Source organism: Massilia sp. Root351, from assembly GCF_001425045.1.
Classification (GTDB): Bacteria; Pseudomonadota; Gammaproteobacteria; order Burkholderiales; family Burkholderiaceae_D; genus Rugamonas.
On the sequence record NZ_LMDJ01000032.1, the window covers coordinates 155,280 to 169,274 of the forward strand.

The window sequence follows — 13,995 nt, forward strand, 5'->3', positions numbered from 1 at the left end:
GGCCTTAACTATACTACGGCGCCGGAATTACGTTTTAGCGCCGCAGTTTTTTGCGGCACACGTACTTGAGGGCGGCCTCGGCGTGGCTGCCGGGCGCCGGCTTTTCAGCGTCGTACTGCTCGTATTTGAAGTTGCCGACCGCTTCGCCGCGCGCCAGCGTGGCCGGGTAGAAGGTCTGCGCCAGCAGCGTCACGCTGTGGTCCTTGCAGGAATACAGGTACTGCGCCTTGAGCGAACGGTAGGTCTTGCCGTCGGCGGAGGTTTGCGGCTTGCTGTGGGAGACCAGGGTCCAGGCCTTGCGGGCATCTTCGCCGGCATCCTCCACCCTGGCCACGCTGGCCTTGTCGATGTAGAGCGTGGCCGCGCCGTTGCCGGACAGCTTGCTCCAGTTGGCGCCCTGGGCCGCGTTGGCGGCGTGGGCGGGCGCGAGGGAGACGGTGAGCAGCGCCGCCAGCAGCGGCAGGGCGGCGCGCTTCATTACGGCACCAGCGGTTTCTTCGCCGCCAGCTTGGCCTTGATCTCGGCCACGCCCTTGTCGATGGCTGCGAAACGGGCGGCGGTGGCGGGATGCAGGGCGGTATAGCCGTTCATCACGGAGGCCGGGTATTGCGACGACAGGCGCTGCCAGAACGGCTTGGCGCGCTCGATGTTGTAGCCGGCGCGCGCCAGCATGTACAGCGCCAGGTTGTCGGCCGCCGTGTCCATGTCCTGCGGCACCGGCTTGATGCCGCCGCTGCCGATCAGCAGCGACAGGTCCGGCCTGGTGCGCACCAGGTTGTCGATCATGCTGCCGACTGCGGCCGAATTGCGCATGGCGCCGGCGTGGCCCAGCACATTGTGCGCGATGTCCTTGGCCAGCACGTAGGCAATGGCCTCGTCGCTCTGGGCGAAGTTCATCATGCCGCGCGTGATCAGCACGCGCTGGCCGTCGGCGTAGGAATTGATGTTGTCGGCATTGCCGAGGTGGACGCGGATGGCGCAGGCGCGCGTGACGGGCACCTTGAGCGTCTGGTTGTTGCCGTTGCGGGCCACGGTCATGTCCAGCGCGGCTTGTTTGCCCACCAGCGGACCGAGCACCTCGGCCGCTTGCGACTCGGCGTCCGGGCCGCCGGGCAGCGACTTGCCTTCCACCGCCACCAGGCCGTCGCCCTTGCGCAGGCCGGCACGCGCGGCGCCGCTGCCGGCCAGCACGGAGCTCACCTGCAGGCGTTCGCCGTAGCCCAGCACGGCGTGCGCCGCGTCCGAGAATTCGCCCGGGTAGGAGTAGCGGTTCTGCGCGGTAAAGCCGAGCAGGTTGCGCGCCATGCTCTTGCACAGGTCGGCATTGTTGATCAGCAGCGGGGCCGACACGCGCGACAGGCGGTCTTGCAGGTTGACCATGACGCGCAGCGCGTCCTGCGCGGCGGCGGCCTTGGCGCTGAGCACCGGCTGCTGCGGTTCGGCCGGCGCCGGCACGGCGGGACCGGGCTGCGGCGCGGTGGCCTGCGGCGCAAAGGTGGAGCAGGCCGACAGCAGCAGCGCCGCCAGCGTTGCCGCCGCGGTTGCCAGCGTCCTGCCTGCCGGGCCGCCGATCGGCCTGCCCGTGCGCGCCGCCCCTGCCCGGGCCGCCCCCGCCGTTACCGTTATCATTGCCGTTGCCGTTGCCGATGCCAACGCTTGCGCCTTGCCTGCCATGCGATTTTCCTTAGTGTTTGCCGGTGCTGCCGAAGCCGCCTTCACCGCGTTCGCTGCCGCCGAATTCGTCCACCACGTTGAAGCCCACCTGCAGTACCGGCACGATGATCAGTTGCGCCAGGCGTTCCATCGGGTTCAGCGTAAACGTGTTTTGACCCCGGTTCCAGGTCGATACCATCAGCTGGCCCTGGTAGTCGGAGTCGATCAAGCCTACCAGATTCCCAAGCACAATGCCGTTCTTGTGGCCCATGCCGCTGCGCGGCAGGATCATGGCGGCGTAGCCCGGATCGGCGATGTGGATGGCCAGGCCGGTGGGCACCAGCACGGTCTGGCCGGGCTCGATGACGATGGGCGCGTCGATGCAGGCGCGCAGGTCAAGGCCGGCGCTGCCGGGGGTGGCGTAGGCCGGCAGCTGGTCTTTCATGCGCGGGTCGAGAATTTTGACGTCTACAGTTTTCATGAGTCTTATTGGAACAGCGAGTGCTTGTCGATGCGTTTGGAAATTTCGGAAATCAGCTGGCGCGCCAGCGTGAGCTTGTCGGCGCGCGGCAGGATGGTGTGGCCGTTCTCGTCGAACAGGATGATGGTGTTGTCGTCCTGGCCGAAGGTCTGGTGGCCGATATTGCCGACCAGCAGGGGGATGCCTTTCTTCTCGCGCTTGGCCGCGCCGTATTCGAGCAGGTTCTCCGATTCGGCGGCGAAGCCCACGCAGTAAGGGTAGCCGGCCAGGTTGGTGCGGGTGGCCACGGTGGCCAGGATGTCCGGGTTCTGTTCGAACTTCAGGTCCGGCACGGTGCCGTCGCCTTTCTTCTTCATCTTCTGCGTGCTGGGATTGGCCACGCGCCAGTCGGCCACGGCGGCCACCGAGATGAACACGTGCTGGCCGTGCACCGCCGACAGCACCTCGTCGTGCATCTGCAGCGCGCTTTGCACGTTGATGCGCTGCACGCCGAATGGCGTGGGCAGGGCGGTGGGGCCGGAAATCAGCACCACGTCGGCGCCCGCTTCGCGCGCGGCGCGCGCCACGGCGTAGCCCATCTTGCCCGAGGACAGGTTGGTGATGCCGCGCACCGGGTCGATGGCTTCGAAGGTCGGACCGGCGGTGATCAGGATGCGCTTGCCGGCCAGCACCTTCGGCTGGAAGGCGGCGATCAGTTCGGCCAGCAGCTGCTCGGCTTCGAGCATGCGGCCCAGGCCCACTTCGCCGCAAGCCTGTTCGCCGGCGGCGGGACCGAACACCTGCACGCCGTCGTCCTTGATCTGCTGGACGTTGCGCTGGGTGGCCGGGTTCTGCCACATTTCCACGTTCATGGCCGGCGCCACCAGCAGCGGCACGGTGCGCGGGCGTGCCAGGCACATGGTCGAGAGCAGGTCGTCGCACACGCCGTGCGCCAGCTTGTAGATGAAGTCGGCCGAGCAGGGCGCGATCAGGATCGCGTCGGCGTTGCGGGTGACGTCGATGTGGGCCATGTTGTTGTCCACGCGCGGGTCCCACTGGCTGGTGTAGACCGGCTTGCCGGACAGGGCCTGCATGGTGACGGCGGTGATGAAGTGGGTGGCCGCGTCGGTCATCACCACTTGCACGCAAGCGCCTTCGCGCGTGAGTGCGCGGCACAGCTCGGCCGCCTTGTAGCAGGCCACGCCGCCGGACAGGCCGAGGACGATTTTTTTGCCGGTCAATTCCATAACTATTCCTTATTTACTGCGGCTACTTACTTGTTCACCCTGCGCAGTTCATCCAGGATGAACAGCGCGGCGCCGACGCAGATGGCCGAGTCGGCGATATTAAAGGCCGGGAAGTGGCCGATGCCCTTCCAGTGGAAGTCCAGAAAATCGACCACGTGGCCGTACAGGATGCGGTCGATCACGTTGCCGACCGCGCCACCCAGGATCAGCGCCAGGGCCCAGCAGAACATGCGCTGGCCGGCGTGCTTTTTCAGCAGGTAGACGATGAACAGGGCTGCGCCTATGCCGATGGCGGTGAAGAAGTAGCGCTGCCAGCCGCTCTCGTTTTGCAGGAAGCTGAACGCAGCGCCCCTGTTATAGGCCAGCACCAGGTTGAAGAAGGGCGTCACCACCACTTCCTCGCCCCAGCGGAAGGTCTTGTTGACGGTGATCTTGGTGATCTGGTCGAGCAGCAGCACGATGAAGGCAATGCCCAGCCATGGCGTCAGGCCGCCGGAGGAGGACTTGGAGGAAAAGCTTTTTGGTTTGGATGCCATGGAGGTCAGGATAGGGTTGCGTAGGGCGGGTTAGCGCAGCGGTGCTGCGCGTAACCCGCCGGGGAGTTTAAGCGAACTTGCGCTTCTCGCCCGCTCCGAACAGATTGCTGTGGCAGCGGCCGCACAGCGTCGGGTGGTCGGCGTGTGCGCCCACGTCGGCGCGGTAGTGCCAGCAGCGTTCGCACTTGGCCGCTGCCGATGCGGCCACCGCCACCGCCTCCTCGGCTTCCGAAGCCACTTGCACTGCCTTGGCCTGCGAGGTGATGAAGACGAATTTCAGGTCCTCATCCAGGCTGGCCAGCAGCTGGTACTTGTCGCCGGCCGCCTTGATCTCCAGCTCGGCCTGCAGCGAGGAGCCGATGGCGCCCGAGGTGCGCAGGTCTTCCAGCTGCTTGGTCACGCCGGTGCGCACGTCGCGCAGGGCGGCGTACTTGGCCAGCAGGGCTTCCGAGTCGGCCACGGCCGGCAGCTCCCACCAGGTCTGCGTGAAGATGGTCTCGTCGCTGGCGTTGTAGGCGTCGCTGCCGGCGAACACGGCCCACGCTTCCTCGGCGGTGAAGGACAGCATCGGCGACATCAGGCGCAGCAGGCTTTGCGTGATGTGCCACAACGCGGTCTGCGCCGAGCGACGCTGCTGCGAGTCCACGGCGGAGGTGTACAGGCGGTCCTTCAGGATGTCCAGGTAGAAGCCGCCCAGGTCTTCCGAGCAGTAGTTCTGCAGCTTGGACACCACCGGGTGGAACTCGTAGTTCTCATAGTGCCTGGCGATCTCGGCCTGCAGGCGCGCCATGTCGGCCAGCGCGTAGCGGTCGATCTCCAGCAGCTCGGCCACCGGCACGGCGTTCGCTTTCGGATCGAAGTCCGAGGTGTTGGCCAGCAGGAAGCGCAGCGTGTTGCGGATGCGGCGGTACGATTCGGTCACGCGCTTGAGGATCTCGTCGGAGATCGACAGTTCGCCGGTGTAGTCGGTGGCGGCCACCCACAGGCGCAGGATGTCGGCGCCCAGCTTGTTCGACACGTCCTGCGGCGAGACGGTGTTGCCGATCGACTTGGACATCTTCTTGCCTTCGCCGTCCACCACGAAGCCGTGCGTCAGCAGCGCCTTGTAGGGCGCCGCGCCGTTCAGCATGGAGGAGGTCAGCAGCGAGGAGTGGAACCAGCCGCGGTGCTGGTCCGAGCCTTCCAGGTACAGGTCGGCCGGGAAGGCGCTCTGCCCTTTGTGCGAGCCGCGCAGCACGGTCTGGTGCGTGGTGCCGGAGTCGAACCACACGTCCAGGGTGTCCTTGTTCTTCTCGTACAGGGCGGCGTCCTCGCCCAGCAAGGTGGCCGGGTCCAGCGACAGCCAGGCGTCGATGCCGTTCTTCTCGATCAGCTGCGCCACCTGTTCCAGCAGCTCCGGGGTGCGCGGGTGCAGGTCGCCGCTTTCCTTGTGGATGAAGAAGGCCATCGGCACGCCCCACTGGCGCTGGCGCGACAGGGTCCAGTCCGGACGGTTGGCGATCATGCCGTGCAGGCGCGCCTGGCCCCAGTCCGGGAAGAATTGCGTTTCGTCGATGGCCTTGAGGGCGGTCTGGCGCAGGGTCGGGCCGCCGTCCTTCGGGTGCGCGTCCATGCCGGCGAACCACTGCGAGGTGGCGCGGTAGACGATGGGGGTCTTGTGGCGCCAGCAGTGCATATAGCTGTGGTCGAACATCTTCAGCTCGAACAGCGCGCCCGCTACCCTTAGCGCGTCGCAGATCGGCTTGGAGGCTTCCCAGATGGTCAGGCCGCCGAACAGCGGCAGGGTCGGCACGTACTTGCCGTCGCCCATCACCGGTTTCAGGATCTCGTCGTCCTTCATGCCGTGCGCCTTGCAGGAGATGAAGTCGTCCTGGCCGTAGGCGGGCGCCGAGTGCACCACGCCGGTACCGCTCTCGGTGGTGACGTAGTCGGCCAGGTAGACCGGCGACAGGCGGTCGTAGAAGGCGTCGCGCGCGTGCAGCGGGTGCTTGAAGCTGATGCCGGCCAGGTCCTGGCCCATGCAGGTGCCGATGGTGGTGCCTTCGAGCTTGTAGCGCGCCAGGCAGGATTCCACCAGGTCTTGCGCCAGGATCAGCAGCAGCGGCTGGCCGTCGCGTTCGGCCTGCACCAGCGCGTACTTCACTTCGGCGTGCACGTTCAGCGCCTGGTTGGACGGGATGGTCCACGGCGTGGTGGTCCAGATCACGATGAAGCCGTTCTGCGTCGGCAGGGCCGGCAGGTCGAAGGCCTTGGCCAGCTTGTCGAATTCATGGAAGGCGAAGCCGACGTCGATGGCCGGGTCGCGCTTGTTCTGGTATTCCACTTCCGCTTCGGCCAGCGCCGAGCCGCAGTCGAAGCACCAGTTCACCGGCTTCAGGCCGCGGTAGACGTAGCCCTTCTCCAGCAGCTTGCCGAGCGCGCGCAGCTCGTCGGCTTCGTTGGAGTAGTTCATGGTCAGGTAGGGGTTCTCCCACTCGCCCAGCACGCCCAGGCGGATGAAGTCCTTTTTCTGGCGCTCGACCTGCTCGTAGGCGTAGGCGCGGGCCTTGGTCAGCACGTCGGCGGTGGGCAGGTTCTTGCCGTGCAGTTTTTCGATCTGGATCTCGATCGGCATGCCGTGGCAATCCCAGCCAGGAACATAGGGCGCGTCGAAGCCGGCCATGGTGCGGGCTTTCACCACCATGTCCTTCAGCACCTTGTTGACGGCGTGGCCGATGTGGATGTCGCCGTTGGCGTACGGCGGGCCGTCGTGCAGCACGAACTTCGGACGGCCTGCGGCCGCCTTGCGGATGCGGTGGTAGATCTTCTTCTCTTGCCAGTCTTTGACCCAGTTCGGCTCGCGCTTGGCGAGGTCGCCGCGCATCGGGAACGGGGTTTCGGTCATATTGACCGGGTACTTGCTTTCAGCCTTCTTGGGTTTGTTGTCGGACATAGCGATCTTTAAGTGTGTGTATCTGTGTGCTGTGGGGCGACTGCCGGGTTGGCGCACGGGGGGCGCCATGCCGGCGTCAAATTCGGTCGGTGGCGTTGACGGCGCCGCTGCTGGTGCGCCGCGCGAACCACGCGCGCGCCAGTTCGGCGTCGCGGTCGATGGCCGCCGTCAGGGTGGGCAGGTCGATGAACTTCTCTTCGTCCCGTATCTTCTGCAGGAATTCCACGCGCACGTTCTTGCCGTAGCAGGACTGCGCGTAGTCGAAGATGTGCACTTCCAGCAGCACGCGCCCGGCGTCTTCCACGGTGGGGCGCACGCCCAGGCTGGCCACGGCCGGCAGCGGCCCGCGGCTGTCGTCCAGGCCGTGCACCTGCACGATGAAGATGCCGCCCAGGGCAGGGCGGTGCGGCACGCGCAGGTTCAGCGTGGGATAGCCGATGGTGCGGCCCAGCTTGGCCCCGTGGATCACGTGGCCGGAAATCGCGTAGGGGTGGCCCAGCAGCTGTTCGGCGTGCGCGAAGTCGCCTTCGGACAGCGCGGCGCGCACCGCCGAGGAGGAGATGCGGGTGGCGCCTTTCATTACCGTGGGCAGGGTGTGCACTTCGAAGCCGTATTGCCGGCCCGCTTCGATCAGCATGGCCACGTTGCCGGCGCGGCGCGCGCCGTAGCAGAAGTCGTCGCCCACCATCAGCCATTTCACGTGCAGGCCATCGACCAGCACGTTTTCGGTGAATTCCTGCGGCGTGAGCGAGGCGAAGGCATTGCTGAAATGCTCGACGATGACGCGGTCGATGCCATTGTCCTCCAGCGATTGCAGCTTGTCGCGCAGGTTGGCGATGCGGGCCGGGGCCTTGCTCAGGTCGCCGGCCTTGCGCGCGAAGAACTCGCGCGGGTGCGGCTCGAAGGTCATCACGGCGGCCTCCAGGCCCAGTTGGTCGGCCGCGGCGCGCACCTGCGCCAGCAGCGCCTGGTGGCCGAGGTGGACGCCGTCGAAGTTGCCTATCGTCAGCGCGCAGGGCGCGCGCGCCGCTGCATTGGGAAGTCCGCGAAATACCTTCATGGGAATCTGGAGCGAAAAACTGGGCTAAATGGGGGATTATACGGACTGTTGGCCGGATTCACATGGGGAAACACTGCGAAACGCCGCGCTGCACCCTATAAAAGCAAAAAAGCGCCGCGGGCGTGAGCCGGCAGCGCTTCGCTTCCCGCAGCGGGAATTACATCGGGTGGTTGATCTGCATGATGTTGTAGCGGGCCAGTTCGGCTTCGCCCGCCGTGCCCTTGACCGACTTCAGCGTGCTGACAGCGGCGGCTTTCTTGCCGGCAATCGCTTGCGCCTGGCCGTAGTGCAGCTTCATTTCTTCCGGACGGCGCGCGGTGCCGAACTTGATGGCCTGGTCGATCAGCTTCAGGCCGGCGTCGCCCTTGCCTTCGGAAACCATGGCGTAGCCCAGGTTGGCCAGGCCGTCGGCGTCCTTGTTCTTGATGAACTCGGCTTCAGCGGCGGCGCGGTTCTTCACCGCTTCCGCTTCGGTCTTCACGGCCAGGTCTTTCAGGCGCTGGTGGCGGCCGGCGTCGGCGCCGGTGCCCAGGGCGCCCTTCTTGTAGCCCTGGTCGATCACCTTCAGTGCTTCGGCCGGATTGGCCACCTGCAGCGCCAGCTGGCCCATTTCCATGTACTCGTTGGGCTTGGCCAGCAGGCCCAGCGCCAGTTTCAGGCGCAGCAGGTCCAGGTTCAGCGTGCTCGAGAAGCCAGGCTTGCCGGCCACGCGGTTCAGCAGGTCGGCCCAGTAGCTGGTTTTCGGGTAGCTGCCGGCCAGCTTTTCCAGGGTGGCCACGTAGCCGGCCTTGTCGTTCTGCTTGAGCTGGATATTGGCCAGCATCTGCAGGTTCGATTCGGACTGCTTGCCGCCGGCCTGCAGTTCCTTGGCCGCTTCGGCGTACTTGCCGCTGATGTAGTAGGTCTGCACCAGCAGGTCGTGCATGGTGGCGTCGTTCGGGTTGTCCTTCAGCGCGCGCTGGATCCAGGTGATCGCTTTCGGGTAGTCCTTGGCGCCGTAGTACATGCCGGCCAGGCCCTTGGTGAAGTTGGCGCTTTCGCTGCCCGACAGGCGGCCGGAGTTGATCACGGCCTCGAAGGCGCGGATCGCGGTGTCGTTGTCGCGGGCGGCGGCGGCGGCCGCGGCGCGCACGCGCTCAATCTGGTATTTCTCGAATTCGGTTTTGCCGCCAACTGCGTCGGCTTCCTTCAGTTTGGCCAGCGCTTCCTTGTGCTTGCCGGAGCTCGTCAGCTTCTGTGCTTCCTGCAGCGGTTTGCCGACGGCGGCGCTGACGGCGTCAGCAGCGTAGGCGACCGAGGTCAGACCGGTCAACGGGGCGGCAGCGGTAAAACCGATGGCGGCCATCACCAGGCCGAGATGAGCGAGACGAAACTTGGTCATGAGGAAGTATTCTTTCTGTAAAAACGAAATAGGCAGGAAGACCTGCCTATCGCGGAAAATAGTACGGATTACTGGAACTGCTCGTTGCCGACCAGACCAATCTTGGTCACACCCAGACGCTGGGCCGAAGCCATCACGCCTGCCACCGATTTGTACGACACCAGCTTGTTGGGGCGCAGATGCACCTCAGGCTGGTCAGCTTGCGCTGCCACGGCGACCAGTTTCGATTCCAGGGTCGCGCGGTCAGGCACAACCTGGTTATCCCACAGAATCGTCCCGTCGAAGTCGACGTCAATCGTGATCACCACGGGGTCCTTGGTCGGCGGTGGCGGGGTGCCCACCGGCATGTTCAAGTTGACCGAGTGATTCGCTTTCGGAATGGTGATGATCAGCATGATGATCAGTACCAGCATGACGTCGATCAGCGGCGTCATGTTCATTTCCATCATTGGTTCGGGATCCGCGCCAGCGGCCGGCGAACCGACATTCATACTCATGGTATTTCCTTTGTAGAAGGTGACTGGACCTGCCCCGGCCACCTTGCCGGCCGGGGCATCGAGGGTCTTGGGCCGCAGCCTTAACCCTTGTCAGGCGGTTCGGTGATGAAACCAACCTTCTGGATACCAGCACGCTGGGTCGTGAAGATGACCTTGCCGATGGCTTCGTACTTGGTTTCTTGGTCACCCCGTACGTGTACTTCCGGCTGCGGCAGTTTCACGGCCTCTTTTTTCAGAAAATCGAACAACTCATTCGTGTCCGCCATTTTCTTTTGATTCCAGTAGATGTCGCCATCCTTGTTAACAACGATGTTGACGTCTTCCGGTTTGGTCTGAATTACCTGGTTGGTCTCTTCCGGCAGCTTGATTTTCTGCAGTTTGAGAACGACCGGGCTCGTAATCAGAAAGATAATCAGCAGAACCAACATGATGTCCACGAGGGGCGTCGTGTTGATTTCTGACATTACCTGATCTTCTCCGCTATCGGAGCCTACGGACATCGACATGGTTATTATCCAATCTTTTTAGCGCCGCCAGCACGGATGGCCGAGTCAGCGGTCGACATGGCGCCCGAGATCAGCACCGAGTGCACGTCGGCGGAGAAGGCGCGCACGTCTTCCATTGCGGTTTTGTTACGACGCACCAGCCAGTTGTAACCCAGCACGGCTGGAACTGCCACGAACAGACCGAAGGCGGTCATGATCAGTGCTTCACCCACTGGGCCTGCCACTTTGTCGATCGACGCGTTACCGGTCATACCGATGTTGATCAGTGCATTGTAAATACCCCAAACGGTACCGAACAGACCGATGAACGGTGCGGTCGAGCCCACGGTTGCCAGGAACGACAGGCCGTCTTGCAGACGCGATTGAACTTTGTCAACAGCGCGCTGGATGGACATGGTTACCCAGGTCGACAGGTCGATTTGTTCCAGCAGGGCGCCGTCGTGGTGCGCGGTGGCCTTGGTGCCGGTTTCAGCGATGAAGCGGAATGGCGAGCCTTCGGTCAGGGTGGCGGCGCCGGCAGCGATCGACGATGCTTTCCAGAACTTGGCGGCCGATTCTTTCGACTGCTTGAAGATCTTCATCTGGTCGATCAGTTTGGTCACGATGATGTACCACGAACCCATCGACATGATGGTCAGGATGATCAGGGTGCCACGGGAAACGAAACCACCGTTCCAGACGGCTTCGAAGCCGAATGGGTTTTCAACTTCTTCGTGGCCTGCTGGTGCTGCTGCGGCCGGTGCTGCTGGAGCTGCTGCGTCTGCTGCTGGAGCTGCTGGAGCTGCCGCTGCATCCGCTGGAGCCGCTGCAGGTGCCGAAGCGGCTGCCGAGGCAGGCGCGTCGGCCATGGCTGGGGCGCTGACCAGAGCGGATGCTGCGGTCACCGAGAACAGCACAGCGGCCAGTACAGCGGACAAACGGGTATTCTTAAACATGCTTCCTCCAAATTGATAAAATAATCAGTTCGCTGAAATGTCAACGAAGTACTAAGTGGGACGTAACTGCTGCCCCGGTTTTTATTCCAGCGTCCAGACGTATTGCATTTGCATCCACGCTTGCTCCGGCTTGCCGTCGGTCATGCCAGGCTTGAAACGGCACTTGGAAATACCCGCGATTGCGGCTTTGTCCAAATCCCTGAAGCCACTGGATTTCACTAATTTGGATTCGACGACATGGCCGTCTACACCAATCAGGAACGATAACGTGACCGTACCGGTTTCTTCATTGCGCAGGGAGGATTTAGGCCACTCTGGTTTTGCGCAAGTGTTGAAGTCGGCAACTGCAGGCACGTGTACCGATTTTGCAGGCGGCGCTGGCGGTGCTGGCGGAGCAGCTGGCGGCGCTTTCTGCAGTTCGTTCGTCGCAGGTTTCACGTTGGTCGCGTTAGCGATCACGTTTTGCTGCGGCGGCGGCTGCTGCACGTTCACCTCAACCGGAGGAATGAAGGGCGGTGGTGGAGCCTTCATCTCTGGTGGTGGTGGCGGTGGCGGCAGTTCTTTTGGAGGAGGTGGTGCCACTTCCTCGATGATCTTGGTTTCTACGGGTTCGACCATTTTGGCGACCAAGCGTTTACCCAGTCCCGACACGATCCCGTAAGCCACCAGGATGTGCAACAAGACCACGATGGTTATGCCAGTTAGATTCTTCTTGGCGTCCTTCTCGTTATGCGTGAAATTCATGCCTGCTTTCTCCAATACCAACTCTTTTGTACTACCTCGAACCCCGTTATGGCGACAAAAAGCTCCAGCCGCATCCGGGACGTCGGCGAATTATACATACGAATTCCTCAATTTACATAGAATTTTGCTTCCTAAAACCGGTTAAATTTCATGTGCTTAGCTGCGTTTTCCGGCCCGCCGCTGCACCGTTCTGGCACAAAAAGCAAGACTTCCCGGCACGTTTTTGGGGAGTATTTTTTCGCCCCTTCACGATGTTTATTATTCCGCCAAAAAACGGAATTAAATTACGGAATTGGTCAGGCCAGCCGTGCAAAAGTTGGTCCCCACCGTTGCTTGCTTGCAACTCAAGTACACTTGCAATATGAATAGTATAGAAGAATTTTGCTGACGGGCGCTCGTTAAGGTGGTCTTAAAAATTGTTCTATCTATATGCGGCGCGCGCCTGGAAGGCGCGGCGCAGGGGGGAGGCGGGGCGCGGCGCCCCGGTGGACTTCAACCGCCGCGGTTGCGCTTCTCGCGCTTGACTTCCAGCGTGTTAATAACATTGCCATGCGGGTCCACTGTTTCCAGGTGGACATCGAAGCCCCACAGCCGGGCCACGTGCTTGAGCACCTCGTTGGCCTGCTGGTTCAGCGGGCGCCGGTTGAACTGGGTGTGGCGCAAGGTCAGCGCGCGGTCGTCGCGGGTGTTGACCGACCAGACCTGGATGTTGGGCTCGCGGTTGCCCAGGTTGTACTGCTCGGCCAGCTGCTGGCGCACGTAGCGGTAGCCCAGCTCGTCGTGGATGGCCGACACGTTGAGCTTTTCGTTCTTGTCGTCGTCCAGCACGGCGAAGAAGTGGAACTCGCGTATCAGGCGCGGCGACAGGTACTGGGCGATGAAGCTTTCGTCCTTGAAGTTGCGCATGGCGAAGTCCAGCGTCTTGCGCCAGTCGCTGCCGGCTATGTCGGGGAACCATTCGCGGTCCTCGGCGGTGGGGTGCTCGCAGATGCGGCGGATGTCGGTCATCATGGCGAAACCGAGCGCATACGGGTTGATGCCGCTGTAATAGGGGCTGTGCACCGGCGGCTGGAACACCACGTTGGTATGGCTCTTGAGGAATTCCATCATGAAGCCCTCGGCCACCACGCCCTCGTCGTACAACTGGTTCAGGATGGTGTAGTGCCAGAACGTGGCCCAGCCCTCGTTCATCACCTGGGTCTGGCGCTGCGGGTAGAAGTACTGGCTGATCTTGCGCACGATGCGCACCATCTCGCGCTGCCACGGTTCCAGCAGCGGCGCGTACTTTTCGATGAAGTACAGCAGGTTCTCCTCCGGCTCGGGCGGGAAGCGCGGCGCCGGCTTGTCGATCTCCTCTTCGTCGCGGCGCGGCAGGGTGCGCCACAGCTCGTTGATCTGCGACTGCAGGTAGGCTTCGCGCTCCTTCTGCTTCTGCTGCTCCTGGAACAGCGACAGCTTGGCCGGGCGCTTGTAGCGGTCCACGCCGTAGTTCTGGATCGCATGGCAGGAGTCGAGCAGCAGCTCGACCGCGTCGATGCCGTGGCGCTGCTCGCACTCGGCGATGTAGTTCTTGGCAAACACCATATAGTCGACGATGGCTTCGGCGTCGGTCCAGGTGCGGAACAGGTAGTTGCCCTTGAAGAATGAATTATGCCCGTAAGCAGCATGCGCGATCACCAGCGCCTGCATGGTCAGGCTGTTCTCCTCCATTAAATAGGCGATGCAGGGATTGGAGTTGATGACGATCTCGTAGGCCAGTCCCATCTGGCCGCGCTTGTAGCCCTTTTCGGTGGACAGGAAATGCTTGCCGAACGACCAGTGGTTGTAGGAGACCGGCATGCCCACCGAGGTGTAGGCGTCCATCATCTGTTCGGCGGTGATGATTTCCAGCTGGTTGGGGTAAGTGTCCAGGCCGAAGTTGTGGGCCACGCGGCGGATTTCCTCGTGCGCCTGCTCGATCAGTTCAAAGGTCCACTCGGACTGCTCGGGCAGCGCGCGCGGATGCGGTTGGCGTTTGGTCATCTGGTTCATATCTCGCCTGCTT

At 63.1% G+C, this 13,995-nt stretch carries 13 protein-coding genes; all 13 read right to left on the bottom strand.

Annotated elements, in window-relative coordinates; all coding sequences use genetic code 11:
- Positions 1-34: 34 nt before the first annotated feature.
- A complete protein-coding gene (locus tag ASD15_RS23620; RefSeq protein ID WP_057157490.1) occupies positions 35-478 on the bottom strand; it encodes a surface-adhesin E family protein in 444 nt (147 codons plus the stop codon).
- Positions 478-1,629 carry a M48 family metallopeptidase gene (locus ASD15_RS23625; RefSeq protein ID WP_157201130.1) on the bottom strand — a complete coding sequence of 384 codons (1,152 nt, stop codon included), beginning with the start codon at positions 1,627-1,629 and terminating at the stop codon, positions 478-480. Before ASD15_RS23625 ends, ASD15_RS23620 begins: the two co-directional genes overlap by 1 nt.
- A 55-nt stretch (positions 1,630-1,684) precedes the next feature.
- Positions 1,685-2,134 (bottom strand): dUTP diphosphatase, encoded by a 450-nt coding sequence (dut, locus tag ASD15_RS23630; protein WP_057157491.1) that lies wholly within the window; start codon positions 2,132-2,134, stop codon positions 1,685-1,687.
- A gap of 5 nt (positions 2,135-2,139) precedes the next feature.
- Positions 2,140-3,360: a bifunctional phosphopantothenoylcysteine decarboxylase/phosphopantothenate--cysteine ligase CoaBC gene (coaBC, locus tag ASD15_RS23635; protein WP_057157492.1), complete on the bottom strand. Its 1,221-nt coding sequence runs from the start codon at positions 3,358-3,360 to the stop codon at positions 2,140-2,142.
- A gap of 26 nt (positions 3,361-3,386) precedes the next feature.
- Positions 3,387-3,896 carry a signal peptidase II gene (gene lspA, locus ASD15_RS23640; protein WP_057157493.1) on the bottom strand — a complete coding sequence of 170 codons (510 nt, stop codon included), beginning with the start codon at positions 3,894-3,896 and terminating at the stop codon, positions 3,387-3,389.
- A 67-nt stretch (positions 3,897-3,963) separates the two neighbouring features.
- Positions 3,964-6,828, bottom strand: coding sequence for an isoleucine--tRNA ligase (gene ileS / locus ASD15_RS23645; protein WP_057157494.1), 2,865 nt, complete (start codon positions 6,826-6,828; stop codon positions 3,964-3,966).
- 76 nt (positions 6,829-6,904) lie between these two features.
- Positions 6,905-7,888 carry a bifunctional riboflavin kinase/FAD synthetase gene (locus ASD15_RS23650; protein WP_057157495.1) on the bottom strand — a complete coding sequence of 328 codons (984 nt, stop codon included), beginning with the start codon at positions 7,886-7,888 and terminating at the stop codon, positions 6,905-6,907.
- 157 nt (positions 7,889-8,045) lie between these two features.
- A complete protein-coding gene (locus ASD15_RS23655; protein ID WP_057157496.1) occupies positions 8,046-9,269 on the bottom strand; it encodes a tetratricopeptide repeat protein in 1,224 nt (407 codons plus the stop codon).
- Positions 9,270-9,337: 68 nt separating this feature from the next.
- On the bottom strand, positions 9,338-9,766 hold the full coding sequence (locus tag ASD15_RS23660; RefSeq protein ID WP_200954073.1) for a biopolymer transporter ExbD: 429 nt from the start codon (positions 9,764-9,766) through the stop codon (positions 9,338-9,340).
- A gap of 80 nt (positions 9,767-9,846) precedes the next feature.
- Positions 9,847-10,272, bottom strand: a complete 426-nt coding sequence (locus tag ASD15_RS23665; RefSeq protein ID WP_025595585.1) for a biopolymer transporter ExbD — start codon at positions 10,270-10,272, stop codon at positions 9,847-9,849.
- 5 nt (positions 10,273-10,277) lie between these two features.
- Positions 10,278-11,207 (bottom strand): MotA/TolQ/ExbB proton channel family protein, encoded by a 930-nt coding sequence (locus ASD15_RS23670; RefSeq protein ID WP_082552103.1) that lies wholly within the window; start codon positions 11,205-11,207, stop codon positions 10,278-10,280.
- An 81-nt stretch (positions 11,208-11,288) separates the two neighbouring features.
- Positions 11,289-11,951, bottom strand: a complete 663-nt coding sequence (locus ASD15_RS23675) for an energy transducer TonB (RefSeq protein WP_057157499.1) — start codon at positions 11,949-11,951, stop codon at positions 11,289-11,291.
- 492 nt (positions 11,952-12,443) lie between these two features.
- Positions 12,444-13,982 carry a SpoVR family protein gene (locus ASD15_RS23680; protein ID WP_057157500.1) on the bottom strand — a complete coding sequence of 513 codons (1,539 nt, stop codon included), beginning with the start codon at positions 13,980-13,982 and terminating at the stop codon, positions 12,444-12,446.
- Positions 13,983-13,995: the final 13 nt, after the last annotated feature.